The sequence below is a fragment of the Deltaproteobacteria bacterium genome (assembly GCA_017302835.1).
In the GTDB taxonomy this organism is placed as follows: Bacteria; Bdellovibrionota; Bdellovibrionia; order Bdellovibrionales; family Bdellovibrionaceae; genus UBA2316.
On the sequence record JAFLCC010000005.1, the window covers coordinates 155,335 to 181,631 of the forward strand.

A 26,297-nucleotide genomic window follows, 5' to 3' on the forward strand; every position below is an offset into this window, starting at 1 on the left:
AAAAATTAAATAATATTTACAGTTTATAAACGAGGAATTTTTAACCGTAAGGGGAAAGATGGCGCATTGACATCATAAAAATAATTTCTTTAGCCTTGGTATGGACTTTGATGTGGACCGAATGTTGCTTGTACTGAAGTTTGACTGCTTAGACTTTTTGTCAAACACAACATTTTAAAAAAGGAATCATCTATGTTTTATCTTAGGTTCGTATTGTCTATGGGAGTTGCTACTTTGTTTCTTGCTTCGTGTACCTCCGATTTGAAAGTCAACGAGTTTAACAGTTCGACGGACCCTCAGTCTGAACTTGTTCGAATTGATAACAATATCGATCAGGCACAAAGGAATCAGGTAAATATCTTATCGCCAAAATACTTTGAAGAGGCAAAAGCAGCAAGAAAAAAAGCTGTAGAGCAAAGAGCAGAGAATAAAAAGCAAAAAGATATTTTACATAGCTTAGCTCTAGCCCAAGCTAACTTAGATAAGGCGACAGAAATGGCAAAGGTTTCCAATGTGCTTCTTAAGGGCCCTATCGAAGCGAGGCAAGATGCTATAGATGCAAAAGCCTACAGCTTGTTTCAAAAAGAATTTGAAACTGCGGATAAAAATTTCAAATCACTAACTGAGCAAGTTGAAGATAACGATACGGCCAACGTGGATAGAAAAAGAGGACAAATTGAAGCTAGCTATAGAGACCTTGAGCTAAAATCAATAAAAAAAGATAAATTGGGAGCTGCCAAAGATACGATGAGTGAGGCGGTAAAAGAGGGTGCAGAGAAATTGACACCGGAAACTTTAAGCGTCACTTCAAAAAAATATTCTGAAAGTGAAGCCATCATTGAAAATCAACGTCACGATACATTGGCTGTTAATAAAGCCTCCGAAGAGGCCGTGATTTCGGCTAATAGGCTACTAAAAATGGTTCGTGACGCAAAAGGCTCCTCAACAAAAAAGCCAGAAGAATTAGCTAAACAAATTGAAACTAATGAATTAGCGGCAATAAAATCAAAAAAACTACTTAAAAAAAGTGAAACGGCTTTAGCAAATTCAGACAGTAATCTTGCAAATGCAGCGCAAAGAAACAGTAAGCTAGAATCACAAGTTTGGCTTGATAAAGAGTTCGAAAAGGCAAGAAAAGAATTTAATAGCACTGAAGCCGAGGTTTACAAACAAGGAGATAAACTCTTGTTGCGACTCAAAGGATTATCATTTGCCAACAATAAAGCAGCTATTGATTCTGCTAACTTCGGCTTATTGGCAAAAGTACAGAAAGTCATCAGTGATCTCAACGCCAAACAAATTGAAATTGAAGGGCACACAGATTCTCGTGGCGGTAAAAAACTTAATGATATTCTTTCTGCGAAACGTGCAGAATCAGTTCAAAGTTATCTTATCGCAAATAACAACGTTGACCCAAACAACATTACTTCAGCAGGTTACGGTGATTCAAAACCTATTGCTACAAATAAAACGGCAGAAGGTCGGGCACAAAATAGGCGGGTCGATGTCATTATAACTGCTAATGAAAATAAATAAGTTTCACAATTTTATATCTCCTTGAATAAATTTCGATATGGTCTAGGCTGGTGGACATGTACGACAAGAACCCTGCACCAACTAATCGTTTACGGTTTGTAGTTTTAGCCTCCTCTTTTGGGACTTTGATCGAATGGTATGATTTTCATTTATTTGGAACTCTTCTAACGGTCATGTCCCAGAATTTTTTTCCTCAAGCGTCTTCTTTTTTTTCACTTATTGCTATGTTGGTTACCTTTGCCATCGGTCTGGCAGTTCGCCCATTAGGCTCTTTAGTTTTTGGGTGGATCGGAGATGCCATAGGACGTAAATCTACATTTATGATCACCCTCGGTCTGATGGGAGGTGCGACGGCAGCCATTGGGATTTTACCAACGGTGACTCAAATAGGCCCCTCGGCGCTGGTGATGCTGTGTCTACTTCGTTTGCTTCAGGGTTTGGCAATTGGTGGTGAATATGCAGGGGCGGCAGTTTATGTTGCTGAGAACGCAGCAGAGAACCAACGTGGACTCGTTACAGGATTTATTCAGTCCACAGCAACGGTAGGTTTGGCCCTAGCCATTCTTGTGAATCTCATCACTCAGAAAATTTTAGGAGTGCAGCAATTCATTGATTGGGGTTGGAGAATTCCCTATTTATTGAGTATACTTCTTGTTGTTTTTTCCTATTATATTCGTCGGCATTTGAATGAATCTCCTGCATTTGTCCAGCTTCACCTTCAAGGAAAGACGTCCTCTAATCCCATTTTGGAAAGTTTTTCTGATCCAGTAAATCGCATGAACATGTTTCTGGCACTTATTTGCGTGGTGGCTGGGCAAGGAGTGCTCTGGTACACAGCTAATTTTTATTCATTTTATTTTATGGAGCGAATTCTGAAAATAAAATTTCAAGATGTGAATCTTATACTCTTGATTTCATCAGTGCTTTCAGTTCCATTTTTCGTGATATTTGGGCATCTTAGCGATCGTTATGGAAGAATGCGTATTATACTTATTGGTTTTTTTCTGGCGCTGTTGGGTCTTTTTCCCATTTATCTAGCTATGTTTTCTATCGGAGGAAGTCATGCCGTTGATCCCGTTACTGGAAATTTGATAACTTCGGCCTTTCTTTTTCTGATCGGACTTCAATTTCTTCAAAACTTTATCGTGAGCCTTGTTTATGGTCCACTGGCTGCTTTCCTGATCGATCTTTTCCCGATTCGAATCCGTTACACATCTGTGTCCTTTCCCTATCATATTGGAAACGGAATTTTTGGTGGAATGGTCCCGTTGATTGGATTATTAGCTATCACAAATGCAAATCCACTTGATGCTTTTAGTTCTCTGAGCGGTCTCTATTATCCATTTTTCATAGTCGTGATGAGTTTTACCCTTGGGATTTTCTTCTGCAGGCGATTAACAAAAAAAAGTCCTTAATTCTTTCCTTTTTTAGTTTCGTTCTCATTTGCCTTTTTAAGCTCGGATATTTTATCTTTAACAACTTGAACATCGATGGGTTTCGTGAGGTAACCCTTTGCCCCTTGTAGGAATGCTTTTTCAATAATATCTTGGGATGAATAGGCGCTCACCATCACTACTTGCATCTTTGGAAATTCACTCTTAATGAGTCCCAATAGTGAAAAACCATCCATTCCTGGCATGTTGATATCGGTAAGTACGATCATCTGAGAATCTCTATCCTTTCTCAAAAACTCGAGACACTCTTCTCCAGAAGTGAAATACCAAATTTCATAAAGACCTTCTCTGACGGCCTTCTTAAAGAAAATCCGAAATATTTGCTGCATTCCAATTTCATCATCAACAAAAGCTAATCTAGTTATACTTGACATTTTCGATCTCCAGAGGAAGGGGAAGGTTTATCATCACTTCAGTGAATTTTCCAAGTTCTGAATTGATTTTCATCTCTCCCTTTTGAGCGAGAATAAGATCATGAACCATAGCTAACCCCAACCCTGTCCCTTCACCCGCCGGTTTGGTGGTAAAGAACGGTTCGCAGACTTTCGCCAAATTCTCGGTGGCTATCCCTGTTCCATTATCGCGAATTAAAATATGCGAGCCGGTGCGGGTTGGCTCAATAAGAACAATCAGTTCAGGTTGATAGGAGGTCATCAATTCTTTTTTTTTCTTTTCAGCCATCGCATAGAAGGCATTTTCAAAGATATTTACAAAAACTCTGAACACGTCCTGCCTCACCATAAGTGCCGTTGGCAAGGTTGTAAAATTTTTGACAATTTTCAGATCAAGGAAGCGGGCAAATTGAGCTGAGTGAATGACAAAATCGAGACTTTCTTCAATAAGTTGGTTGAGATTGACCTTTTCGGTAACCGAAATACCATTGCGAACTTGAGTTAACATGCTCTTAATAATGGAATCCGCACGATCTCCATTTTGAGCAATGAGGTCACAGGCAATTTTAATATCCATAATATCTTCGTTAAAGAGTTCCAAGATCATGGGACTTGGATGGTCCAAAATTTTTTGTAAATAATCGTTCAAATCATCGCGAACAAAGTTTGAAATAATTTTGGAAGAGTTGACAATCATGTTGATAGGATTTTTGATCTCGTGGGCAATGCCGGCAGAAAGACGACCCAAAGAAGCTAACTTTTCCTGAGCCACCATCGTTTGTTGTAGACGGTTGATTTCTTCAATGGTTTTTTCTAGTTTAAAATTTTGATCTTGTAGCTCCTGTGTTCGTGCAGAAACCAAGTCTTCGAGTCTTCTGCGGTGAGCCTGGAACTCAAGCTCTGCAATCCTTCTTTGATCAAAGCTGATCCATCCCAAAATCATCAAGACAACCATATAGGAAAGAGTGATTACAGTGATCCACAACCAAAGAGATGGAGGTTCAGAAAGACTCCATAAGTTCAAAAAGCTTGCTATTGACATTTTCCCTTACCTAACAGATGCGATGCTCCTTTGCTCGTAGGGGATATTCAATGGAAAATGCAATGTACCAGAAAGTAATGAAGAAATTTGGATAAATTAAGATCCATGTTGAAACTGGGGGGATAACTTTTCTCCTTCCCATCTAGAGACAACAGTTGTGGCAACGCAGTTTCCAAGTAGGTTCACAGTCGTTCTTGCCATGTCCATAAACTCATCCACACCCATAATAAGAACTAAACCTTCTAGAGGTAAGCCGAAGGAAGTTAGGGTCGCTGATAGCACCACCATAGAGGCTCTGGGTACGGCAGCAACTCCCTTTGTAGTCAGCATTAACATGAGCATCATAGTGAGCTGAGTTTGCAGACTCAGTTCTATTCCTGCGGCTTGGGAAATAAAGACAGATGCCATGGCTAAATATAAAGTGGAGCCGTCCAAGTTAAAACTATAGCCTAAGGGTAACACAAAACTGGCAATACGATTGGAAACACCCATTTTTTCTAATGATTTTAAAGCATCTGGATAAGCAGATTCACTGGAAGTTGTTGCGAAAGCTAAAATCAAACTGGGCCTTAATTCAGTTAAAAATTCTTTAATTTTAACACGAGCCCAGATTAAAGCTGGCAACAGGGTAACCAGTACAAAAAATATCAGTGCCAAATATAAAACCCCCACCAGTTTTGCCATTGGCAACAAAACTGAAATTCCATGTTCGGCAATGGCACTTGCCATCGCGGCACCGACACCTATGGGTGCTAAATTCATGACGATTTCTGTGAACTTAAACATGACATGATTTAACCCTTCACAAAAATGCAATACCGGCTTTGATTTTTCCCCGGCCATCAAGACCGCCATGCCAAACATTATTGAAAAGATAACTAATTGAAGAACATCTCCTTTGACCACGGCTTCGGCAAAATTTGTGGGCAAAAGATGTTCAATAAATCCAGCAAAGGACATTTTATTTTGACTTGCCTGAATAATTTTTGGGTCCACAACGGAACCAATAGAGAGTCCATCTCCGGGGCGAAAAGAATTAACAAAAACAAGCCCAACCGTTAAGGCCACGGTCGTGGCAATTTCGAACCAAATAATGGCTCTGAGGCCCAATTTTCCCAACCCGCTTAAACTTCCTGCAGAACAAATTCCAACAACAATGGAAGAAAAAATCAAGGGTGCTATGATGCACTTCACTCCATTTAAAAAGACGGTTCTCAATGGCTTTAGTCCATGACCTATTTCTGGAAACCAAATCCCAATCAGAAACCCAAATACTAAAGAAACTAAGATCCAAATTGTTAACTTCGAAGATTTACTTTTTTTCTTCATCCAGAATCTCCCTAAAAAAAATGGCCCAAGCAAAGCCTAACTTAATATTGAATGAAAGGCATCACAATATATTTGATTGACTTAATCGAAGCAGATGACCTTTTGTGGACAGGCTCATTCTAGGTTGCGGAATTATTGTTGGTCAATTGAATATAGTTGGAATGAAGATTGAAAATAGAATCAAAGAGCTATATGATTTAGCTTATAATATATGAGTCTTTTTTATTTTGACAATTCCTACTTTAAGCTGCCTCAGATTTTCTTTGATTCTCAATTCCTAACGCCCGTCAAGGCTCCAAAGATACTTGTTCTTAACTCCCAATTAGTTGATCAATTAGAATTAAATAAAAGCTCTGAAGAATTTAAAAAAGTGACTGAGATTTTTTCTGGAAATTTGTTACCTAAAGGCGCTCATTCCCTAGCTTTGGCCTATGCTGGACATCAATTCGGAAACTTTGTTTCTCAATTAGGAGATGGCAGAGCGCTCTTACTTGGAGAGCACATTGATTCTAAAGGAAACCGTTATGATATCCAATTAAAGGGATCAGGTCCTTCTAAATTTTCTCGACGTGGAGACGGACGATCAGCACTTGGACCGGCATTAAGGGAATTTCTGATTTCTGAAGCGCTTTATTATTTGGGAATTCCAACGACACGAACCTTAGGCGTTGTAGATACCGGTGAAACGGTCCAAAGAGAAACAGCATTACCCGGTGGAATTTCCACACGCGTAGCAAAAAGTCACATTCGAATTGGAACTTTCGAATATTTTGCAAATAAAAATGATTTTGAATCATTAAAAATCTTGGCTGATTATGCTATTGAAAGGCATTTTAAAGTTGAAATTCAAAATGGAGAGAATCCTTATTTTCAATTAATAAAAAAAGTTTGTCAGCTCCAGGCCTCTTTGATCTCTCAGTGGATGGGAGTCGGATTCATTCATGGAGTTATGAATACGGACAATATTTTAATTAGTGGTGAAACCATTGACTTTGGTCCTTGTGCGTTTATGGATGTTTATGATCCTGACACCGTTTTTAGTTCTATTGACCAATCAGGAAGATATTCCTTTGGGAATCAACCACGAGTCATTCAATGGAATTTAGCTCGATTTGCAGAGTGTTTATTACCTTTAGTGGATCCAGATTTAAGAAGAAGTGTAGAAATGGTAAAACCACTAATTGATGATTTTGATCAAACCTATGAGTTTTATTGGCGCCATATTCAAAATCAAAAATTTGGATTTGACCCTAGTGAAAAAAGCCATGATTCTTTGATTCAGCAGTTTTATCATTTAATGTATTCTTGCAAAGCAGATCTAACTCTTTCATTTCGAAGGTTATCGCAGAGTTTAATAGACCCAACAGCCTTTCAATTTTTATTAGGATCTTTCGCGAAGGAGCTTTCTTCGTTTCAGAACTGGTATGGTGAATGGAAAAAAGTGGTGATGTTAACAAACAAATCGGTGTTGGAAAAATCCAATGAGATGAAAAGGGTAAATCCTTGCTATATCCCCAGAAATCATCTTGTTGAAGAGGCGATCGAGTCGGCTGTGTATAAAAAAGACTTAAACCATTTTTTCAAATTATGGGAAGTCTTAAAAACTCCCTTTAATGAAGGTGTTGGTTTTGAAAGGTACGAAAAGGCCCCTGAGAAAATAGATCCTCATTATAGAACCTATTGTGGGACATGAAAGTACTATTTTTTCTTCTTCATTCTGAATAATAAAAAGACGCCGATTCCACCAAGAACGAGGGCTATTGCCAGGAATAGGAGTTTACTCTTTTTGTTTTCTTGGGGGGAGGTGGGCTCAATGCCATAGTCATTTCCGCCACCTTGTCCTGTATTGATGGCCCCTAGGGAGCCGCCGGGACCTTTAATGCTTGGATCGGAAATGGAATTTTTTGTAGCAATCACATTGAGTGAATTAATGGCGTTAAATAAATCGGTAGCATACTTAGAATAATAATCTTTATGAGCACTGAAAGTAACCAAAACAGCAATCTTTTCTTTTATCGTGGCTAAATACCGTGTGTAGTAATTTTGGATTTCGCTACTTAAATGGAACCCATCAATCCAAATTAAATTATTGATCTGTTTTTGTTGGGGGGCGGTTACGACCATGCTTTGCACGGTTCCGCCTGTTTTTAAAGTCGCAGCAATAGGTGATTTCAGGTGCCCTTCATAAATGGAAAGACTGTCAGAGGGGCCGACTTCTTTCGCTGTTAAGATAATAATGGCCTCCTTAGATTCATTGGTCTCTTTACTTCGGCAAACCCATTCCGTAGCTTCTAATTGGCATTCCCAGCGCTCTGGAATCTCAAATGAAATATATGCATTCTTAAATTGCTTGGCCATGACGAAGTGGGAGCTTGTTATCAGAAAACTAACTAGAAATAAAATGTTGCCTCTCATTAAGTCCCCTTATTTTATTGTTCTATTTTATTTATTGAGTATGTTGTTACATTATAATGTTTTTTTTCTTCCCAGCTCAAGGAGGAATCTCAAAATGATGAATTTATATCAACTTACCACCTTTGTAACTGTTATAAGTGAAGGCAGTATGACAGCAGCTGCTGACAAACTTTTCCTCACTCAGCCAGCAGTTAGTCAGCAGATTAGAAATCTGGAAGAAGAATTAGGGGTCGAATTGCTTGTGCGAGGTGTTAGGCAAATCAAGCCAACCCCACAGGGGGAAATTCTTTATGAACATTCTCGAAAGATTCTTCACCATGTCCAACAAGCTGAAATTGCCATTAGGTCTATGGGTGCCGAGCTAAAGGGAAACTTAGTTATTGGTAGCTTAAACTCTCTGGGGCTTCACATGATGAGTCCCATTATAGGAAGACTTTTAAGGCATAACCCAGATCTGATGGTTAAAATTGATTACAATAAAGGTGAGGAGTTGTTGAGATCCTTTCAACGGGGATCGATCGATGTGATTATCCTACCTGAGGTGAAAAAAGAATTTAATGTTAACATGGACAGTGATGTTGAGGCCAAGTTTTTGAATAAAGAAGAAATGTGGTTAGTTTCTTCAGGAAAAGGTTCCAATATCCCACAGCAAATGACTATTTCTGAACTTTGTGATTATCCTATTGTTCATTTTTCAGGTGAATATCCTTATTTTGATGCCTTGTTAACTCAGAAGATGATGGCCTCTGGAAAGAAACTTTCAGTGATCTTTGAATCTTCAAACGTAGGAACTCTGAAGAGAGTCATCGAATCAGGAATTGGATTAGGATTCTTACCAGCTCATAGTGTGAAAAAACAGGTACGTTCAGGACGGATGAATCGGATTCATATTAAAGATTTAAGCTATGAAATGGATTTGGTTTATTACTACAAAAAAAATTCTACGAATAAAATATTGATCGAAACTTTTTATCAGGCACTATCTCAACAAGAAAAAGGATAAAGCTGTTGAAGGGGAATAGGCTGAGGAATCCCTGCAGATCAACCAGCCTTAGCGGGAATAAGTTGATGGCCACATTCGACGCAAAATTTCTGTTGAGGTGCCGTGCCCGCAGAGCATTGGGGGCATTGCCCCTCTAGTTTTTTGAGTTTCTTTTCTATTTTTTCTATCTTCTCATTGGGGTCGACAAAACCTTTCTCATTCCACTTTTCTATTTCCTTTAATATTTTCCAAGCGAAGAGTAAATTTGATAATTCTTTAACTTCGAACTCAAGCTTAACCACATTCGCAACGGTTCGTCTTTTAGTCATGCAGCCTTTTTGCTCAAGCCTTGCGAAATGGTCATTATTTAACTGGATTCCGGTCTCATCTTTGACTAAATCCATTAGGGGAGAGAATTCTAAACTAACAACACCAAAACGATCCGCTTCTTTAGTTTTTGCAATGTTTAGAAATACTTCGACCAAGGACATCGTGAAGTCATCTGGTTTTAGCATTTCAGTTTTACCATTTTTAAAATAGTAATATTGGTAAAATTCAAAAAAACTTTCAATCGGTAATAGATCAGAGACAATAAAATTTTGAATTTCATCAGGTCCTTCTGGACTCTCTGGAGGTTTTCCAATCTCATAACTGGCCATTTTAAGTTTGACTAAAAGATTACAGGCTTGTTCCAGTCGTTTAAAGGATTCTCCAAAAACACGCTGGCTATATTGGCGAAGCATTTGCCAAGAGACCTCAAACTGTCCATCTTTTCTTTTAGTGCCTTTGTGATTTATGGTATGAAAAATCGAACCAAAAACCTTAGCCACTTGATCTTCAGCGCAGGGTTGAGCATCTTTTTCTAAACGTAAGGATTTTATTTCCATAAAGGAAGACTTGAGTCTGTCGGTAAGACTCTTTATTGCCATTTTAAATAATTGGGGTCCTGCCTCGAATTGAGCTTTAATCGTGTCAATTGGAACTTCAAGAGTTTTGGTTTCAGCCCTGGCTTGAGCGGAATAAATATGTGTTGTTTGTCCATTAAAAAAGGATTCTCCCAGAATTGATTGCGAACCTACTTGGTAGATATCTAGAGTTTTTTTCCCTCTTAAGAGACAAACATTGACGCTCCCTGATTGAACAAAGACAACGTTGGTAATTTTGTCCGACTCTTTAAAGATAAACTCGCCTTTTTTATATACTTTCTGATTCATTATTCCCTCTGCAAATAACTTCGGAAATTGAATTCATGTACTTGAATCTTTTTAGGGGAAAATTGTTGGAGACATAATTTGTCTGGCCTATCGTCCTGCTGCCCCTATCTGAATTTGAAAAAGTAACAACTATACTTCTTATACAGCGTTAAGGTGCTTCCTATAGAGACATTAGGCTAATGACTTTAATTTTATTACTTTTTGCCATTATTTTGAGTTTTTCTGTTAGTGGGCAATTGGTAATAATATATTTTCTAGATTTTTCAAAAGAGGTTGAATAATTGAGGATAGAAAGCCCATTTTCAGAATGAATAAGGGTATTGAAAATAAGCTGCTGATTTTTATTTTAAAGTATTTTTCGATGGTATCAGTGACTGTTGTTAACGGAAGTCGGGTTTTTTCTGTAATTTGGGTTGTTGTCGCTGGGTGAATTCCAATCGAATTTAGAATTAATTTGACGGTTTTTAGGCCTGCTTTATTAAATTCTAAATTAAGTATTTCATCGACCTCATTTAAAAAAATAGTGTTAGGACTGAAGAATAATTCGTTTATTGATTGAATGAAAGATCTGTCTTCGGGAATTTGTTGCCAGTAATAGGGAATTCCACCTAGTAAGATAGAGCCAAGACAAACCTCTTCGAGGGACCAATGGGGAGCAAAGTTTTTGTGAAGATCATGTAAATTCAGGTCTTCTAACCATAACTCACTATGGGTAACTAACCCACGTAATATTTTCTCTTCACCACCAGAGTTCTCGACAAAAAATTTATTTGAAGAACCACATAAAATAAATTTAAGCTGAGAGTGTTTTTCAAGTTCCAGCCAGCTTTCTTTAAACAAACTCACAAAACCAGATTGTGATTTTGCTAACCATTGAATCTCATCTAATAGGATGATCAAAGGGCTTTTAGTGCCTTTAGCTAATAAAGCAATGTCTTCGAACAAAACTTTCCAGTTAAGATTATTTTTGCTATATTTTATGAGCTGAGTTTGAGGTTATAGTTTTGACCATTCCAGAACCCATCTTTGGATAGTTCGGGATGTTTTTTCATCCAAAGCACCTGAAAAATAAAAACAATTAGACTTGTGCTTTTCGTAGATTTTTTCAATAAGGTGGATTTGCCAATCCGACGCCGTCCTCTGAGGTAACGAAGGGAAGCTGTTTTTTTGGATTTCTTTAAAACATCGGGTTTTTAGTTATGACACTAAAACCGATGTTTTAGATGCGAGGTCTTTTCTTTTTTCTTTATTGGTGGTAATAACTGGTCATGGAATATTTTGAAAAGGCGTCGGAAGAACATCAGAAAAGGGAAAAAGCAAAAGCCTACGAGCTGAAGAAAAGTCAGTGGTGGAAACAACAAGTAGGTCCAGGAATTTGTTATTATTGCAAAAAAAAAGTTTCTCCAAAACTGATCACTATGGATCATGTGATTCCCATTTCTCGTGGTGGAAAATCAACCAAAAAAAACTGCGTGCCATGTTGTAAAGATTGTAATTCGAGTAAGAGTCATAAGACGAGTTTTGAGATCACGTTGGAAGAAATGAAACGGTCATTAAAGTAGGTCTTACCTGTCGAACCAAAAACTAACATAGCGCGTTTATAACGCCAAAGGATGAGGCTAAATTATAATTTGCCCTTGCCATCTTATTAAATTTCCTTGTTTATTATCAATTGGATTAAGTTTGATTAAAAAAAGGAAATGATTTGTGAGTAAAATTACTAAAAGCAGTACCGCCGAGTACTTTGCTAAGAACTTGCAGCAAGTGGGCTTTTCATCGCCCTTAAAGGCCGTTTTAACAACCCTCAAAGAGGCTGTAGATAACTCCTTAGATGCCTGCGAACAAGAGGGAATATTGCCTGAGATCTCCTTAGAGATTACTAAAATAGGAACGGGATCTACAAAAAATACGGATTTAATCAGGATCGTTGTCGAGGACAATGGACCAGGGATTGAGCCCGATGATCTAGCTAAGGTTTTTGGTGAGTATTTAGCTTCTTCCAAATTTGGAAAAGGGCAATGTTCCCGAGGTCAACAGGGTATTGGAATATCCGCAGCGACAACTTGGGCTCAAATGACCAATGCCCGTGGGGTTGTTGTTGTTTCAAAAACTAAAAATATGAGAAAAGCCATCAAGGCCCAAGTTGATGTGGATATCAAATCAAATACGGGATTGATAAAAAATAAAGAGAGCATTGATTGGAATAAGCCCAATGGCGTTCGTGTTGAGTTTGCAATGGATGGTAGAATCCAGCTTAATGGGGATGGAGGTTTGATAACTTATATCGAGGGAACGGTGTTGGTGAACCCTCATCTAACGATAAAATACAAATTATTAGATAACGATTGGGTGAGCATTGAACGTGTGACGACAGAGGTGCCCGAAGTTCCCATGGCCACCTTGCCCCATCCACATACTTTTAAATTGGGCGAGTTTATCACCTACGCCACTCTTTTTGGGAAAATGACCCTATCCAAGTTTTTAAAGACCGGATTTTCGCGAGTCTCAGATCAGAGTTTATCTGATTTTGTGAGCAAGGGCTTGCCTAAGAATTTACTTGAAAAATCAATTTCATCTTTGTCTGAAGATAGCTTTAAATTGATTTTTACAGCGATTCAAAATTCCGAGCTCATGGCTCCATCGACGAAATCAGTATTAACGGTTGGGGAAGAGGCCTTATCTAAAAGTATATTAAGATTGGGAAAGGTTGACTTTTTTTCGGTGGTTACGAGGAAACCGCAAATTTGTGATTTTAAACCCGTCGTGGTAGAGGTTGCCCTCGCTCGATTTATTGATCGAGTCGGGGATATGGACACTCCGGTTCAGCTATTGAGATTTGCAAACCGAGTTCCTTTGCAATTTGATAAGTCAGGATGTGCGATCACAGGCGCTATCGAATCAGTTAATTGGAAATCCTATGGATTGCAGCAACCTAAAGATTCTTTACCCATTGGACCTTATATTTTTGCAGTGAGTGTGGTTTCGCCATTTATTAAATTTAAAAATGCCTCAAAAGAAACTATAGATGCTTCTGAAGAACTTGTGGATGAAATCAGAAAGGCGGCGCAACAGGCAGGCCAGAAATTATCTCGGCATATCAATAAAGAATTTAAAGAAGCCGATCTGGAAAGAAAGTTGGCTCATATCGAGCAATTTGGTCCGATTCTTGTTGAGAAATTGGCCGTGATCACTGGCGCCAGTGAAGCGAGAAGAAAAAGAGCTGAAGAGGGTTTAAGAAAAATTTTAGGTAGGGACTCTCAAGAGGCCATCGAAGAACTTGAAGTGGCACAGACAAAATTAAAAGCTCAGAAGCAAAAGGAAGCTAAATTAACCGGTGGAGACGACGAAGGTAACCCAGAAGGCAGCGAACAATTAATGTTTTCCGAAGAAAACATAGATGCTGGCACTACGAAATCTACGGGCACCCAAGCGAGTACCACAAAAACTACCGCAACCTCAGCAACAACGACGGCAACCACAGCGACGACGGCGACAGTGGCGACAGTGGCGACGACAACTCAAACAACGGCGAAGAAGTAAGGAATTTTTATGGCAACAGGTTTAATTAGAGTTCGAGATTTAAAGATAAATATTCCCAAGGAAGCCCAAATTCTTGCCGACAAAATGCTTCGCGATTTGGAAAATTCAAAGAGACCTTATTTGGAGGCGGTGAAGACATCGTTAGATAATTCCTTTTACAATTCCAAGGTAGGTTATCTAACTCCAGGTGATAAACGTGTTCGAACCGAATTAAATGTTTCCTCCGTACAAAAGTTAGCACGCGTTGTTTTTATGTTGGAAATTTTATTAAGAAATTTAGATATTGGCGCCGTGAATACTAAAAGAGAATTGTACTATATCTGTAAAGGTTTAATTAAAGGGGATAAGAAATATAAACCCTTAGATTTTGAAGACCAAACAGAGTCCGATTCTATTATCGATTTTATTGGTGATATGATGCAAATTTACCGTGAAGAGCTGAACTGTTTTGCCAATGACCGCGGTGGGCAAACTTACTCCAATCAACTGATTGTGGAAGAAGTGATGCCTGATGGCTCAAAGGCAACTATTGATTTATCAAGCCTAGGTACTTCTCCGTATTTACCCAAAAACAAACCTCAATCTTTAAAACTGCGCGCCCGTAAGAAGATCGATTTTGCCTTGATTGTCGAATCAGAAGGTACCGCGAATACCTTGCACACCATGGGTTTCACGCGACGTAACAATTGTATATTGATTGGCGCTCAGGGGGTTCCCTCCAACGGAGTGCGGGGTTGGTGTAAACTGATCCAAGACGAGTTGGAAGTACCCATGTACTTTTTTGGGGATCTGGATGCCTACACTCTGCAAAATATTTTTAGAACCTTGAAGGCGGGATCAGCAGCCTCTCTTATTCGAAATGCCGATTTTTCTGCACCTGAAGTGAAGTTCCTTGGAGTGTTGCCAGAGGATGTCAAAAAATATGATTTATTTTGTTACAATGTAAAGGAATCAGATCCTGTCGAAGCTAGGGCTTTGAAAAAAGCTAAGGATGCTTTAGAAAATGACCCCTTCTTTACTGACCGAAAAAATAAGGGGCTTTCTGATATTTTAAAATGGTTGATGAGTGCAAAAATTCGTTGTGAACAACAAAGTTTTTTTTCGGTGGACCCTAAAGATCCCATTAAAACGGAAAAGATCATTTTGGAAAAGATAAAAAATAGATCCTATGTTTAAATAAGTTATGTTTAGATTTAAATTAAAATATAGGTTTAAATATATTTATATAAATAGAATAGTTTAATTAAAAGAAAGGTTTTTAAAATGTCTTCAAAAATTGAAACAACTCCCGAATTAGTGAAAAGCGTTTATCAAAATATAAATGACAGATTGAAAGTGGTTCGTAAAAGGCTAAATCGACCTCTCACTTTGGCTGAAAAAATTCTCTATGGCCATTTAGATGACCCACAAAATCAAGAGTTGGTTCGAGGGTCTAGTTTCTTGTTGCTCAGACCAGACAGAGTGGCGATGCAAGATGCCACTGCGCAAATGGCGATCTTGCAATTCATGCTTGCGGGCAAAGAAGAAGCGGCGGTTCCAACGACGGTTCATTGTGATCATTTAATTCAGGCCCATGTAGGAAAAGAAAAAGACATGAACTCAGCCATGAGTGCCAATGAAGAGGTTTATAACTTTCTAGCGTCCTCTTCATCACGATACAATATTGGATTTTGGAAACCAGGCGCTGGGATCATTCATCAAGTTCTTCTAGAAAACTACGCTTTCCCTGGTGGTTTGATGATTGGAACCGATTCTCATACACCCAATGCGGGTGGTTTGGGAATGTGTGCCGTGGGAGTTGGGGGCTCTGATGCTTCGGATGTGATGGCAGGTCTTGCTTGGGAAGTAAAAAACCCTCAATTAATTGGGATTCATCTTAAGGGGAAAATGAAGGGCTGGACCTCGGCAAAAGATGTGATTTTAAAACTTTGTGGGATGTTAACAGTGAAAGGTGGAACCGATAAAATAGTTGAGTATTTTGGTGAAGGAGCCACTTCTATTTCCTGCACTGGAAAAGCAACGATTGCTAATATGGGAGCCGAGTTGGGAGCCACGTGTTCGGTATTTCCTTACGATGAAAAAATGTCTGCTTATCTCAAGATGACGAACAGAACTGAATTGGCATTAGTGGCTGATCAAAATAAAAATATTTTAATGGCTGATAGTGAAGTGGTTGCTGATCCGAAAAAATATTTTGATGAAGTCTATGAAATCGATTTATCAACTTTGGAACCCCACTTGGTGGGTCCTCACACGCCTGATTTAGCTCGGCCTATTTCGGCCTTGGCCAAGGAAGCGAAGGAGAAGGGATGGCCTACAAAAATTTCTTCAGCTTTGATTGGCTCCTGTACCAACTCTTCCTATGAGGATATTGGCAGGTCGGCTTTTGTGGCCCAGCAAGCGATGGGAGTGGGGATCAAGATGAATCAGCCCTTCCTAGTAACTCCTGGGTCGACACAAATTCAAAACACCATCGAGCGTGATGGACAAATGAAAACTTTTAATGATGTGGGTGCTACGGTTTTAGCAAATGCCTGTGGACCTTGTATCGGGCAATGGAAACGGGATGATGTGAAGTCGGGAGAGAAAAACACTATTGTGACTTCCTTCAATCGAAACTTCAGAGGGAGAAACGATGCTAATGCCGAGACCTTAGCTTTTATTGCCTCTCCAGAGGTGGTAATGGCCTTGGGATTAGCCGGTAGAATTGATTTTAATCCCTTAACAGACGAGTTGGTTGGCCCCAAAGGTAAAGTCAAACTCATCGCTCCAGAAGCTCCGGAGCTTCCCTCTAAAGGTTTTGTAGCGGACACGCATGGGTACCAGAAACCTCTTGGTAAAAGTGCCGATGTGAAAGTGGCACCCAGTTCTGACAGGCTGCAATTACTAAAACCTTTTACCAAATGGAATGGTCAGGATTATTCTCAGCAGCTTATTTTAGCTAAAGCCAAGGGCAAATGCACCACGGATCATATTTCTCCCGGAGGGCCTTGGTTAAAATACCGTGGGCATCTGGATAATATTTCAAACAATATGCTCTTAGGAGCGGATAATGCTTTCACTGGAGAGATAGGTAAGGGGAAAAATCAATTAACTAACGAGACAGGAATTGAGTTTGCTAAAATTGCTAGAAATTATCAAAAGCAAGGAAGAGGATGGATTATTGTTGGCGATGAAAATTATGGAGAAGGCTCCTCTCGAGAACATGCGGCCATGTCGCCTCGGTTTCTAGGTTGTACTGCCGTTATTGCCAAATCCTTTGCTCGAATTCATGAGACTAATTTGAAGAAACAAGGAGTGCTAGCTCTTCATTTTATGAATACTGCAGACTATGACAAGCTTCGCGAGGACGATTCCTTGGATCTTGTTGAATTGAATTCGATGTCTCCAGGAAAACCTGTTAAACTAGTCATTCAGCATAAGGATGGGAAGCAAGAGTCCATTGATCTCAAACACACTTATAACGATGAACAAATTAAATGGTTTAAAGCTGGAAGCGCCTTGAATTTAATCAGCAGCCGCCACACACTCTCTTAACACTGACACCCCCTCGGGAGTCTCTAGTGACTGAAAAGAGAAAGCTTTTTCGTTGGCTATTAAGAGCTTCTGGGGCGGTGAACTCGTTTGTATCTTGGGCGTTTGAACGATAGTATTTCAATGATCCATCTGTAATAAACCAGGTTGTCGTTATTTCCTCTGTTCGCGTGGAGAAAGAGCCATCGTCTAGTTGTACTTGATAGCTTTGGGCCGCTCCCGTGACTAACTCCATTTGTAAAGAAAATTTCCCATTGAGTGGAAAGTTATTTACCCCTAAGGCTTGTCCTTGGCTCAAAATATTTTGGACTACTGGATTTGTATTTTTATCGGATGAACTTTTATTACTTACAAGAATTCGTTTAAAACTAAGGACATTTTGTCCAGAGGTATTAGAAACTTTATAAGTAACCAAATAACTAACACCATTAAACTGATCCATAGAAGATCGTTGTGAAAAAATAACGGAGCTTGCTGGAATATTTAAAGTGAAGCTGGGAGCGCTCCCGCTAAAATTTTGAGACATCTCGGAACTGGTGGCAGAGGTGATGGTCCCTTGACCCAGCAGAATTTGCGTTGAGTTGTTATCACAGGTGGCTTTGGCTCCTGCGGAAACTCCAGGATCAATGCAGCCATAGGCCTCATAGGTGAGGCTGGCAGTTTCTTTGATATCCGAAATGACAGGAGTGATGGTGACCGTCTCTCCTGGGCCCACTTCAGGTTTATCAGCAATGAGAGTAAGTACACGCAGTTGATCCAGCTCGACATACTTTGGAAGTTGAGACTTTGTACAACCCGTCGTTAAAATAAATAAACACTGAAAAAGAACACAGAAAATAAGAAGGCTCGGATACATTTTAAAATTCTCCTTTGATTCCAAAAGCGGGGAGCAGGGGGAGTCCCGTGATAAATTCTTTTTGTGAGTAATTATAAGAATACTCAATAGATTCAGGGTTCTTTGTATTTAAAATATTTTGAATGTCTAAATAAAGAGTCCAAATTTCTTCGTTCAAGATCCATTTTTTATCAACTCGCAAATCTAATTGGTAAAAATCTTTATAGCGTTCAGAATATAAACTTCCACGAGTAGGGATGTAGACGTCATTATCCGTATCAAAAGTTCCTGAAACAACAGGGGTTAAAGGGTTTCCAGTGACATAGCGGAAACGGTTAGAGATTTTCCAATTATTTCCTAATTTCTTTGAGGTTACGAGATTTAAATTATGAGTTTGGTCATAGGCATGTTTGTAAGAAGCGACGAGGGGATTCCATCTGAAGCTTTCACTCCAGGTATAGCTCAACCAAAGATCCCAGGTATCATCATTCCATTTAAGTTGATTCTCAATGCCGTAAGAGCGGCCAGCTCCTTGATTATTATAATTTTCAGAATAAAGGATACCCTCTCGTTCTACTTTCGCATAGGATTGGATCACTAAGCGATCCAGCCACTTATCAAAAAATTGAGTTTGCCAGGTAAAGCCATCCTTCGCATTTTTTCTGAAGTCTTTTTCAAAACCGAGGCTGGTATGAATAGCTCTGGGGGACTTGATGTCTGGGTTTCCAAAGCTCTGATCCTGTTCTTGGGGTTCAGGTGGTTGAAAATAAAGGCCGCTTGCAGCTTTGAGAAGTAGATCCTCTTGGATTTTCCATTTTGCCGCCAATCTAGGAGATAGAAAGGTTTCCTTGGTGAGGGTAAACTTATCTACGCGCAGTCCCGGAACATAAGTCCATTGACCCGAATTGATTTCATGACGGTTGTAGATTCCAATATTGCTAATTTTCCCGGTGATATTTCGTTCTTTCACCTCGCTGGAAGCAAATGGATTGCTCACTCCTCCCTCGCTTCGAGGCTGAACCAGTTTTATTTTTACCTTGGCTTGGCCATAGATGTTGTCCACTCCCCATTGAGAAATCCAATCAGAGTTGAAAGAATGCTCGTACTCACCTCGCAAACTTAAAATATCAGATTGCAAGTTGAAATATTGTTGTCCCAGATCAATGAGGACTTGATTCTGACCCAGTCCTGCGGAGAATTTTAGGGAATTATTGTCTTCTAATTTTCGCGACCAACTAGGAATGAAACGATAAAACTGCGTTTCATTGTAAAAAGTTCCGCGAAAGGATGGGTCCGTTTTGACAGGCTCTTTTAATACAAAGGACAAAATGTCTCTGGAAGCGACACTGACCAAATTAAACTCATCCTTTGAATTAATTTTTTTATGATAGACTCCGGTAACATCGTAAAATTCAGGAGCTACAGTTAAATTGGCGTCTTCTTGATTTTTGGCAACTTGTTGAAGAAAAAGACCAATGTAACTGGCTCTCGCGCTGATCAAATAAGAGGTCTCAGGATCCACCGTACTTTCATAAAGTCCGCCAATCTTAAGGTTATCCGCAAAGAAAAAAGATTTTTTAGAACGATCTCCAGAATTGGGGATTTTGGTTTTTAAATTGATAATTCCACCGGTAGCCCTCGAGTTTTCAGCGCCATAACCAGCAGATAAATAATCAACTTGTTCTAAGGCTTCCGGCATGACAACCGAAGATAAGCCTCCGAAGTGAAAAACGATAGGTATTTCATGCCCCTCCAAAGAATAGGAAGTATCTTTCGGTTCGCCTCCTTGGATGACGACCTGGGAGGAAAACCCTTGAACTCTGTTAACACCGGGCAAATTTTGAACCGCTTTGATGGGATCGCCTCCACTGCCAGGCATCGCCAGAAATTGTTCCTGGGTGAGGGTTTTTTGAGTCTGGTCTCTTTTTTGTTTTTGCCCTATCACCCTGGTTTCAAATCCCAAATAAGATTCTTTTTCAATGAATAATTTTAAAGAGGTGTCTGAGTCGGAGCTATCTAGGACCCGTTCAAATTTTTTATAACCACTGACGTTGACAACAAGTTGATAGTCATCTTCAGTTTTACTTTGAGAATGAGTGTTTGTAATAGATTGGGAGTTAGAATCCCTAGGAATATCGAATTTAAAACGACCCTGGGTATCGGTCACTGTTTTAAGTTTTAAAGGGAGTAAGAATACAGAAACTTCTTTTAGTGGGTTATTTGTTCCTTTTTCAATTAAAACACCATGGAATTTTAGTGACTCATTTTTAAGAGTGGACTCCTCGGCAGATGAAATGTTGAAAAAAAAGAATATAAAATATAAAAATATTAGTAAAGTTTTTTTCATTATCTATTCTCCAAAATAAATCTATAAGTGTAACGAATTCTAACAGCAACAGACTGATCCTTTATTTTTGCGGGTCTAAAACGAAAGTTTTTAATTGCCGATAGAGCCGCCTCATTTAAACCAAATCCAGGTCCATTAATCAAGATGACTTGTCTAACTTGCCCCTGGTCATCGATGAGGAGGTCCATGTTCACAGGTCCTTCAACTCCAGCTTTTTTTGCAGCTTCAGGATAGGGAATTCTGACTTCAGAAACCAATTGGGGCATGCTGGAAACGAGGTAATCATCGGCAGGAATAGGTATAGAATCTTGGTCTTTTGGATCCAGACTTAAATTATCTTGTTCTTTAGCTATCGTATTTCCTAATTTAACTTCGGCAGTGGTTTCTGAACTCGTCGTTGTCGATATCGCTTTCCTGGAAACCCCAAAAACAGGCTTGGTATCCAAATTCGGTGGAGGTGGTTTAGCTTTTTGAGTTTTAGGAGTTTCTAAATTTAAGGTTTTGGAAACGACTTTTGGTGAATCATAAACTTCAAACGGGACAGAAATTTTTTTGATGGTGGGTTTTAAATTTAAGCCAACGAGCAAGATAACAAAACTAAAATGAATAACCAATGAAAGAGTCAGCGGACTTTTCCAATTCAGAGAACCTTTCCAAAATGGAACAGTCATGGTTTTTTCTCTTCTCTTTCAATTTGTACGGCAAATTTTTCTAATCCAGCGGTTTTTAAAATATCAATTACTTTGACCACTTTGCCATAGGAGGCTTCTTTGTCAGCGCTGATAAGGGCTTGAGCCTGTGGGTTCTCTGCCAGAGACAACTTCGTAGCCTCAGAAAGCCCCGCTTCGTCGGTCAGTTGCCCATTGAGTAAAATATTTCCATCTTTGTTTACGGCCACGCCAAGAGTTTGCATCATTTGGCCATCTCCAGTTTTGGTTTTAGGCAGGCGTAATTCAAGAATATCTTTGACCAACATGGGTGCCGTGACCATAAAAATCACTAATAGGACTAAGACCACATCCACAAAGGGTGTGATATTGATGGCCGTCATGATACCTTCATTGTGCGATTCTTCATTGGATGCAGCCATTAGGTTTCCTCCAGTAGTTACAGTTTTGAGATGTAGAGGTCTTTGAGTGATTCTACTTTGTTTTGCAGGTCCTTAATTTTTTTAGAGAAAATGTTATAAGCTATAACTGCAGGTATGGCGACAAAAAGTCCCATGGCGGTGGCGTACAAGGCTTGTGAAACGCCACTCATCACTGCGGCAGATCCTGATTGGCTCCCCAGATGGGCGAAGGATCTAATAATGCCTAGAACCGTTCCAAAAAGTCCAATAAAGGGAGCGTTGGCGCCTAGGGTTCCTAGGACTACCAAGCCTTTTTCTAGGTGAATTTTTTCTTCTTTGAGGTGGGAGATCAAGGCACGGTCGATAAACTCAGGATTTTTTCCAGCTCTAAAGACGACAGTCAGGGCTCTTTTTAAAAAAGAAGAGCCCTGAGAGCAAATTTTTTCAACCCCAGAAAAGTTATGCTCAGCAATTTCTTTTTTGAGAACAGCAAAATCTTCGTCTTGGTTTTCAACACTAAGAAAACGTTTTCGATCAATCATGATGGAGATAGACCAAACAGACAATCCAAACATTAAGAGCAGAATCAATTTTTCAACAATATCTGTAATGAATATAAGAGCTTCCAATTTATCCCCTTTTGTGGATTATTGTTTTTTAAGAGCCTGTCACCAAAAGGTCATCTACTTCGTTGGGCATTTTGGTGACAAGCTCTTTAAATCAGTTACTAAATTTGATCATTGGTTAAAATAGACTTGCTGTTAAGTTATTTTTGACTGCTCACGCGGCGTTCTGAATTGCCAATTAAATAGACGATGGCCCTTATTTGTTATGACATGACTGTCTACAATTCAAAAATCTAGAGTAATCTTTTCATTTTTTTAGACTATTGATTGATAAATTGTGTCAAACGTGATAGAACTTGCATCTTGTTAATGATCTTTTGAAAGAAGGTTTCATGAACGGATTTAAAGTTGGCGAAAATGCAGTTTATCCAGGACATGGTGTTGGGCGTATTCTGTCTATTGAGGTTAAAGAAATTCTTGGAAATAAACAAACTTTTTATTCAGTTCAAATCTTTGAAACTGGAATGAAGATCATGATTCCAAAGGACAATGTTAAATCAGTGGGTTTAAGGCCCATTATCAGCAAAGAAGAAGCCTCTAAAGTGGTTGGCATCCTGAAAGAGAGGGATGTTAAAATAGATAACCAAACCTGGAATCGCCGTTACCGTGAGTACATGGAAAAAATCAAAACTGGCTCCGTCTATGAAATAGCTGAAGTTTTACGAGATTTGTTTGTTTTAAAAATTGATAAAGAATTAAGTTTTGGTGAGCGAAAAATGCTCGATACAGCTAGGACTCTTTTGTTTAAAGAGCTAACTCTAGCCACCTCTGAAGAAGAACTTTTCAATCAAGAGGACGTCAAAGACATCTTCGGTCTGAATGATAAATAGAAATAAAATAGAAAATAAATTTTATAAGTAAAACCTAAATAGCCTAAATAGCCTTATTAGGTTATTTAGGTTAAATAAATAGGTTGAGCTCTAAATAATAATAATATTATTATACCTAGCTATGACAACAGCTATAATGAAATCTAATATAAAAATGGGTACATTTGAAAAAGTTCGTGTTCGGTATGCCCCTTCCCCTACGGGTTACCTTCATGTCGGCGGAGCAAGAACAGCTCTATATAATTTTTTGTACGCTCGAAAAAATCAAGGTGATTTTATCATTCGCATTGAAGATACCGATGAGGCACGTTCGAGTGTTGAATCCCTGCGAATGGTTCTTGAAGATTTGCAATGGTTGGGGTTGACGTGGGAAGAGGGTCCCGATTCTAAAACACTCGTTGAACGGGGAAACTTTGGTCCCTACAAGCAATCAGCGAGGCAGAAAATTTATCAGGAAGTCGCTCAAGAGCTGCTTAAAAAAGGGCAAGCTTATTACTGTTTTCTTACCGATGAGGAAATTGAAAAACAACGAGAAGAATTAAAAAATCAGGAATCATCAAGTGATGTCGGGCAACTTCATGTTCAGAGCCCTTATGAGAATTGGACACTGGAACAGGCCCAGGCCGAACTAAAAAAAGGCTCAAAGGCCGTTGTCAGATTTAAAACAAGGAATTTAAAAAAAGACTATGTTTTTCAGGACCTCATCCGTCAGGAGGTCACTTTTCCATCGGATATGGTAGGCGATTTTGTACTGTTAAGATCCGATGGCATGCCGGTATATAATTTTTGTTGTGTCGTGGACGATCATTTTATGAAAATTTCCCATGTCTTAAGGGCTGAGGAACATCTTTCCAACACTTTACGACAGTTAATGATTTATGAAGCGATGGCATGGGAAACCCCTCAGTTTGGCCATGTGTCCTTAGTTCTGGATGAAGATCGTCAAAAACTATCGAAAAGAAAGGGAGCAACGAGTTGCCATCAATTTAGGGAGGAAGGTTACTTGCCAGAGGCCATTCTTAATTTTATTGCCTTGCTGGGGTGGTCTCACCCTGAAGAAAAGGAAATCTTAAGCTTGGCAGAAATGAAGGAGTCCTTTTCAACCGATCGATTGCATTCTTCGGGGGCCATTTTTGATAGAGTGAAATTAAAATGGGTGAACTCACAACATCTCAGAGCCATGCCAGAGCCAGAGTTATGGAGCCTCATAGAACCCTTCTTAATTCAAAATAAGGTTCAATTTCTTCAAGATAAAGAATGGCAATGCCAATCACTAAAAGTTTTTAAGCCGTATTTAGAGACCTTGATGGATGCGGTTGAGTCTTTCAAGCTTTTGGATGATCATTTTTTCCAATTATTGCCAGAATCCAAAGAAGTTACTGATTGGCCCAGCTCACTTTTGGTTATTAAAACATGGAAGGAAGTCTTGGAAAATAATCCCAAAGAAAATTATACCGAGGAGGATTTTTTAAAAATTCAGGATGAGGTGAAAACCAAGTCTCAAGTAAAGGGTAAATTTTTATTTATGCCGATGAGAGTGGCTGTTATCGGCAAGCCCCACGGTACAGAGTTGAAAATACTTGTCCCTTTAATGAATAAAAAATCTTTGGTTCATCGGGCAGAAAAAATTATCTCTAACCTTAATTAATTGGAAGTGCTTTACTCATTTTATTTATATGGAAATATCTAAGAAGATGGAATTGAAAATTTTTAATAGTTTAACGAAAAAAAAAGAATTATTTGTCCCCTTGAATCCTCCTCACGTGACAATTTACGTCTGTGGTCCCACGGTCTATGACTTTTTACATGTGGGAAACTTTAGAGGGCCAGTTGTGTTTAATCTCATTCGAAATTATTTAGAAGAGATTGGCTATCAGGTTCAGTTTGCTCTTAATTTTACAGATGTGGATGACAAAATTATAAAGAAGGCCAATGAGCTAAAATTACCTTCTTCTGAAGTTTCAGAAAATTATATCCATGAGTACAAAAAAGATTTTCAGATTTTAGGTTTACGGCCCCATGATTATAATCCAAAAGTGACAGAAAACATGGAAGCCATACAGGAGATGGTCTCTCAGCTGATTGAAAATAAAACAGCTTATGTTCAAAATGGCGATGTTTTTTTCTCTATTGAAAAATTTCAAAATTACGGAAAATTAAGTGGCAGAAATACGGAAGAGTTATTGGCGGGAGCCCGGGTTGAAGTGGATGAGAAAAAAAGAAACCCTCTTGATTTTGCCCTTTGGAAGTCCGCAAAACCCGGTGAGCCTAGTTGGAGTTCTCCATGGGGGGCAGGGCGTCCTGGGTGGCATATTGAATGTTCGGCAATGATTGAAAATATTTTCGGCGATCAAATTGATATCCATGGCGGGGGGAGTGATTTGATTTTTCCACATCACGAAAATGAAATCGCTCAATCCGAAGGCTGCAGTCATAAGTCCTTCGTGAAGTACTGGATTCATTGGCAGATGCTGAATTTTTCCGGACAAAAAATGAGTAAGTCTCTGGGAAATATTATTTCTTTACGGCAATTTACAGAGAAATATCATCCAGAAATTTATAAGTTTATTATCCTGTCGGTTCATTATCGAACGGTTGGTGATTTCAGTGAAGAAACTATAAATAGAAGTATTTCGAGTCTTGCTAAAATCTATTCTAGCCTTGCCCTTGCTAAAAGTTACTCTCCTGATTATTCGATTCAAGAGTCAGCAATCCTGAACGAGGCAAGCGATTTAGCGAAGGCATGGCAGAAAATTATTTTTGTTTTGAGTGATGATTTTAACACTGCAGAAATGATGGCCGTGATTTACGAAGTGATGAAAAATTTCAATCAAACCATCAAGAGGGGCTTGAAACCTGCGCCCGCCTTAGTAGAGAAGTGTCAGCAATTTCAGATTTTTTTTCATAAAGTTGGGAAACTGATTGCTTTATTTAATGAAGATCCAATCATTTTTTTAGATTTCTTAGATCAAAAATTGATAGAACTAAATCAAATAGATATTAAATTGGTAAAGGAAATTGTCGCGGAAAGAACTTTAGTTCGGCAAATGAAAGATTATCAAAAATCAGATGAGTTAAGAGATAAATTGAATTCCATGGGGATTTCGATCAGTGACACTCCAGAAGGAACTTACTGGGAAGTGACTAAATAA

22 protein-coding genes are annotated in these 26,297 nt (G+C 39.0%); 11 read left to right on the top strand and 11 right to left on the bottom strand.

Going from position 1 to position 26,297, the window contains the following annotated elements; all coding sequences use genetic code 11:
- Positions 1 to 192 precede the first annotated feature (192 nt).
- Positions 193 to 1,536: an OmpA family protein gene (locus J0M15_07315; GenBank protein ID MBN8536846.1), complete on the top strand. Its 1,344-nt coding sequence runs from the start codon at positions 193 to 195 to the stop codon at positions 1,534 to 1,536.
- 56 nt (positions 1,537 to 1,592) lie between these two features.
- Complete coding sequence (locus J0M15_07320) at positions 1,593 to 2,951, top strand: MFS transporter (protein MBN8536847.1); 1,359 nt, start codon at positions 1,593 to 1,595, stop codon at positions 2,949 to 2,951.
- Here the strand turns inward: J0M15_07320 and J0M15_07325 are convergent.
- The 3 genes from J0M15_07325 to J0M15_07335 all read right to left on the bottom strand — a co-directional run bounded on the left by J0M15_07325 (position 2,948) and on the right by J0M15_07335 (position 5,753).
- A complete protein-coding gene (locus J0M15_07325) occupies positions 2,948 to 3,364 on the bottom strand; it encodes a response regulator (protein ID MBN8536848.1) in 417 nt (138 codons plus the stop codon). The two genes, J0M15_07320 and J0M15_07325, sit on opposite strands and share 4 nt — an antisense overlap.
- Positions 3,348 to 4,424, bottom strand: a complete 1,077-nt coding sequence (locus J0M15_07330) for a GHKL domain-containing protein (protein MBN8536849.1) — start codon at positions 4,422 to 4,424, stop codon at positions 3,348 to 3,350. Before J0M15_07330 ends, J0M15_07325 begins: the two co-directional genes overlap by 17 nt.
- A 96-nt stretch (positions 4,425 to 4,520) precedes the next feature.
- Positions 4,521 to 5,753, bottom strand: coding sequence for a cation:dicarboxylase symporter family transporter (locus J0M15_07335; protein ID MBN8536850.1), 1,233 nt, complete (start codon positions 5,751 to 5,753; stop codon positions 4,521 to 4,523).
- A gap of 211 nt (positions 5,754 to 5,964) precedes the next feature.
- Here J0M15_07335 and J0M15_07340 point away from each other — a divergent pair, with 211 nt between their 5' ends.
- Positions 5,965 to 7,446, top strand: coding sequence for a YdiU family protein (locus J0M15_07340; protein ID MBN8536851.1), 1,482 nt, complete (start codon positions 5,965 to 5,967; stop codon positions 7,444 to 7,446).
- Between the two features lie 5 nt (positions 7,447 to 7,451).
- Here J0M15_07340 and J0M15_07345 read toward each other — a convergent pair whose 3' ends face one another.
- Entirely contained in the window at positions 7,452 to 8,168 is a 717-nt protein-coding gene (locus J0M15_07345) for a hypothetical protein (GenBank protein MBN8536852.1), read from the bottom strand.
- Between the two features lie 94 nt (positions 8,169 to 8,262).
- On the opposite strand from J0M15_07345, the gene J0M15_07350 reads away from it, so the two are divergent.
- Positions 8,263 to 9,171: a LysR family transcriptional regulator gene (locus J0M15_07350; protein ID MBN8536853.1), complete on the top strand. Its 909-nt coding sequence runs from the start codon at positions 8,263 to 8,265 to the stop codon at positions 9,169 to 9,171.
- A 38-nt stretch (positions 9,172 to 9,209) separates the two neighbouring features.
- On the opposite strand, the gene J0M15_07355 is transcribed toward J0M15_07350, so the two are convergent.
- The gene (locus tag J0M15_07355; GenBank protein ID MBN8536854.1) at positions 9,210 to 10,364 is read right to left on the bottom strand and encodes a Crp/Fnr family transcriptional regulator; all 1,155 of its coding nucleotides are present in this window, start codon (positions 10,362 to 10,364) and stop codon (positions 9,210 to 9,212) included.
- A 225-nt stretch (positions 10,365 to 10,589) separates the two neighbouring features.
- Entirely contained in the window at positions 10,590 to 11,309 is a 720-nt protein-coding gene (locus tag J0M15_07360; protein MBN8536855.1) for a hypothetical protein, read from the bottom strand.
- Positions 11,310 to 11,632: 323 nt separating this feature from the next.
- Between J0M15_07360 and J0M15_07365 the strand changes: the two genes are divergently transcribed.
- The 4 genes from J0M15_07365 to J0M15_07380 all read left to right on the top strand — a co-directional run bounded on the left by J0M15_07365 (position 11,633) and on the right by J0M15_07380 (position 17,441).
- Entirely contained in the window at positions 11,633 to 11,926 is a 294-nt protein-coding gene (locus tag J0M15_07365) for an HNH endonuclease (protein ID MBN8536856.1), read from the top strand.
- Between the two features lie 145 nt (positions 11,927 to 12,071).
- Positions 12,072 to 13,904: a DNA topoisomerase VI subunit B gene (locus tag J0M15_07370; GenBank protein ID MBN8536857.1), complete on the top strand. Its 1,833-nt coding sequence runs from the start codon at positions 12,072 to 12,074 to the stop codon at positions 13,902 to 13,904.
- Between the two features lie 9 nt (positions 13,905 to 13,913).
- Positions 13,914 to 15,080 (top strand): DNA topoisomerase VI, encoded by a 1,167-nt coding sequence (locus tag J0M15_07375; GenBank protein MBN8536858.1) that lies wholly within the window; start codon positions 13,914 to 13,916, stop codon positions 15,078 to 15,080.
- An 87-nt stretch (positions 15,081 to 15,167) separates the two neighbouring features.
- Complete coding sequence (locus tag J0M15_07380; GenBank protein MBN8536859.1) at positions 15,168 to 17,441, top strand: aconitate hydratase; 2,274 nt, start codon at positions 15,168 to 15,170, stop codon at positions 17,439 to 17,441.
- On the opposite strand, the gene J0M15_07385 is transcribed toward J0M15_07380, so the two are convergent.
- The 5 genes from J0M15_07385 to J0M15_07405 are packed head-to-tail and all read right to left on the bottom strand — an operon-like array spanning position 17,416 to position 22,318.
- The gene (locus J0M15_07385) at positions 17,416 to 18,294 is read right to left on the bottom strand and encodes a hypothetical protein (GenBank protein ID MBN8536860.1); all 879 of its coding nucleotides are present in this window, start codon (positions 18,292 to 18,294) and stop codon (positions 17,416 to 17,418) included. The genes J0M15_07380 and J0M15_07385 overlap by 26 nt on opposite strands.
- A gap of 1 nt (position 18,295) precedes the next feature.
- Positions 18,296 to 20,620: a TonB-dependent receptor gene (locus J0M15_07390; GenBank protein ID MBN8536861.1), complete on the bottom strand. Its 2,325-nt coding sequence runs from the start codon at positions 20,618 to 20,620 to the stop codon at positions 18,296 to 18,298.
- Complete coding sequence (locus J0M15_07395; protein ID MBN8536862.1) at positions 20,620 to 21,291, bottom strand: TonB family protein; 672 nt, start codon at positions 21,289 to 21,291, stop codon at positions 20,620 to 20,622. Before J0M15_07395 ends, J0M15_07390 begins: the two co-directional genes overlap by 1 nt.
- A complete protein-coding gene (locus tag J0M15_07400; GenBank protein ID MBN8536863.1) occupies positions 21,288 to 21,710 on the bottom strand; it encodes a biopolymer transporter ExbD in 423 nt (140 codons plus the stop codon). Before J0M15_07400 ends, J0M15_07395 begins: the two co-directional genes overlap by 4 nt.
- Before the next feature lie 17 nt (positions 21,711 to 21,727).
- Entirely contained in the window at positions 21,728 to 22,318 is a 591-nt protein-coding gene (locus J0M15_07405) for a MotA/TolQ/ExbB proton channel family protein (GenBank protein MBN8536864.1), read from the bottom strand.
- A gap of 329 nt (positions 22,319 to 22,647) precedes the next feature.
- Between J0M15_07405 and J0M15_07410 the strand changes: the two genes are divergently transcribed.
- From J0M15_07410 to J0M15_07420, 3 genes are all read left to right on the top strand, one after another.
- Positions 22,648 to 23,145 (top strand): CarD family transcriptional regulator, encoded by a 498-nt coding sequence (locus tag J0M15_07410; GenBank protein MBN8536865.1) that lies wholly within the window; start codon positions 22,648 to 22,650, stop codon positions 23,143 to 23,145.
- A 154-nt stretch (positions 23,146 to 23,299) separates the two neighbouring features.
- Positions 23,300 to 24,793, top strand: coding sequence for a glutamate--tRNA ligase (locus J0M15_07415; protein MBN8536866.1), 1,494 nt, complete (start codon positions 23,300 to 23,302; stop codon positions 24,791 to 24,793).
- 46 nt (positions 24,794 to 24,839) lie between these two features.
- Complete coding sequence (locus J0M15_07420; GenBank protein ID MBN8536867.1) at positions 24,840 to 26,297, top strand: cysteine--tRNA ligase; 1,458 nt, start codon at positions 24,840 to 24,842, stop codon at positions 26,295 to 26,297.

Excerpts from the sequence above, each read along its gene's own strand:
- J0M15_07315 (MBN8536846.1), top strand. The coding sequence starts at position 193 with ATGTTTTATCTTAGGTTCGTATTGTCTATGGGAGTTGCTACTTTGTTT.
- J0M15_07320 (MBN8536847.1), top strand. The coding sequence starts at position 1,593 with ATGTACGACAAGAACCCTGCACCAACTAATCGTTTACGGTTTGTAGTT.
- J0M15_07325 (MBN8536848.1), bottom strand. The coding sequence starts at position 3,364 with ATGTCAAGTATAACTAGATTAGCTTTTGTTGATGATGAAATTGGAATG.
- J0M15_07330 (MBN8536849.1), bottom strand. The coding sequence starts at position 4,424 with ATGTCAATAGCAAGCTTTTTGAACTTATGGAGTCTTTCTGAACCTCCA.
- J0M15_07335 (MBN8536850.1), bottom strand. The coding sequence starts at position 5,753 with ATGAAGAAAAAAAGTAAATCTTCGAAGTTAACAATTTGGATCTTAGTT.
- J0M15_07340 (MBN8536851.1), top strand. The coding sequence starts at position 5,965 with ATGAGTCTTTTTTATTTTGACAATTCCTACTTTAAGCTGCCTCAGATT.
- J0M15_07345 (MBN8536852.1), bottom strand. The coding sequence starts at position 8,168 with ATGAGAGGCAACATTTTATTTCTAGTTAGTTTTCTGATAACAAGCTCC.
- J0M15_07350 (MBN8536853.1), top strand. The coding sequence starts at position 8,263 with ATGATGAATTTATATCAACTTACCACCTTTGTAACTGTTATAAGTGAA.
- J0M15_07355 (MBN8536854.1), bottom strand. The coding sequence starts at position 10,364 with ATGAATCAGAAAGTATATAAAAAAGGCGAGTTTATCTTTAAAGAGTCG.
- J0M15_07365 (MBN8536856.1), top strand. The coding sequence starts at position 11,633 with ATGGAATATTTTGAAAAGGCGTCGGAAGAACATCAGAAAAGGGAAAAA.
- J0M15_07375 (MBN8536858.1), top strand. The coding sequence starts at position 13,914 with ATGGCAACAGGTTTAATTAGAGTTCGAGATTTAAAGATAAATATTCCC.
- J0M15_07380 (MBN8536859.1), top strand. The coding sequence starts at position 15,168 with ATGTCTTCAAAAATTGAAACAACTCCCGAATTAGTGAAAAGCGTTTAT.
- J0M15_07385 (MBN8536860.1), bottom strand. The coding sequence starts at position 18,294 with ATGTATCCGAGCCTTCTTATTTTCTGTGTTCTTTTTCAGTGTTTATTT.
- J0M15_07390 (MBN8536861.1), bottom strand. The coding sequence starts at position 20,620 with ATGAAAAAAACTTTACTAATATTTTTATATTTTATATTCTTTTTTTTC.
- J0M15_07395 (MBN8536862.1), bottom strand. The coding sequence starts at position 21,291 with ATGACTGTTCCATTTTGGAAAGGTTCTCTGAATTGGAAAAGTCCGCTG.
- J0M15_07400 (MBN8536863.1), bottom strand. The coding sequence starts at position 21,710 with ATGGCTGCATCCAATGAAGAATCGCACAATGAAGGTATCATGACGGCC.
- J0M15_07410 (MBN8536865.1), top strand. The coding sequence starts at position 22,648 with ATGAACGGATTTAAAGTTGGCGAAAATGCAGTTTATCCAGGACATGGT.
- J0M15_07415 (MBN8536866.1), top strand. The coding sequence starts at position 23,300 with ATGGGTACATTTGAAAAAGTTCGTGTTCGGTATGCCCCTTCCCCTACG.
- J0M15_07420 (MBN8536867.1), top strand. The coding sequence starts at position 24,840 with ATGGAATTGAAAATTTTTAATAGTTTAACGAAAAAAAAAGAATTATTT.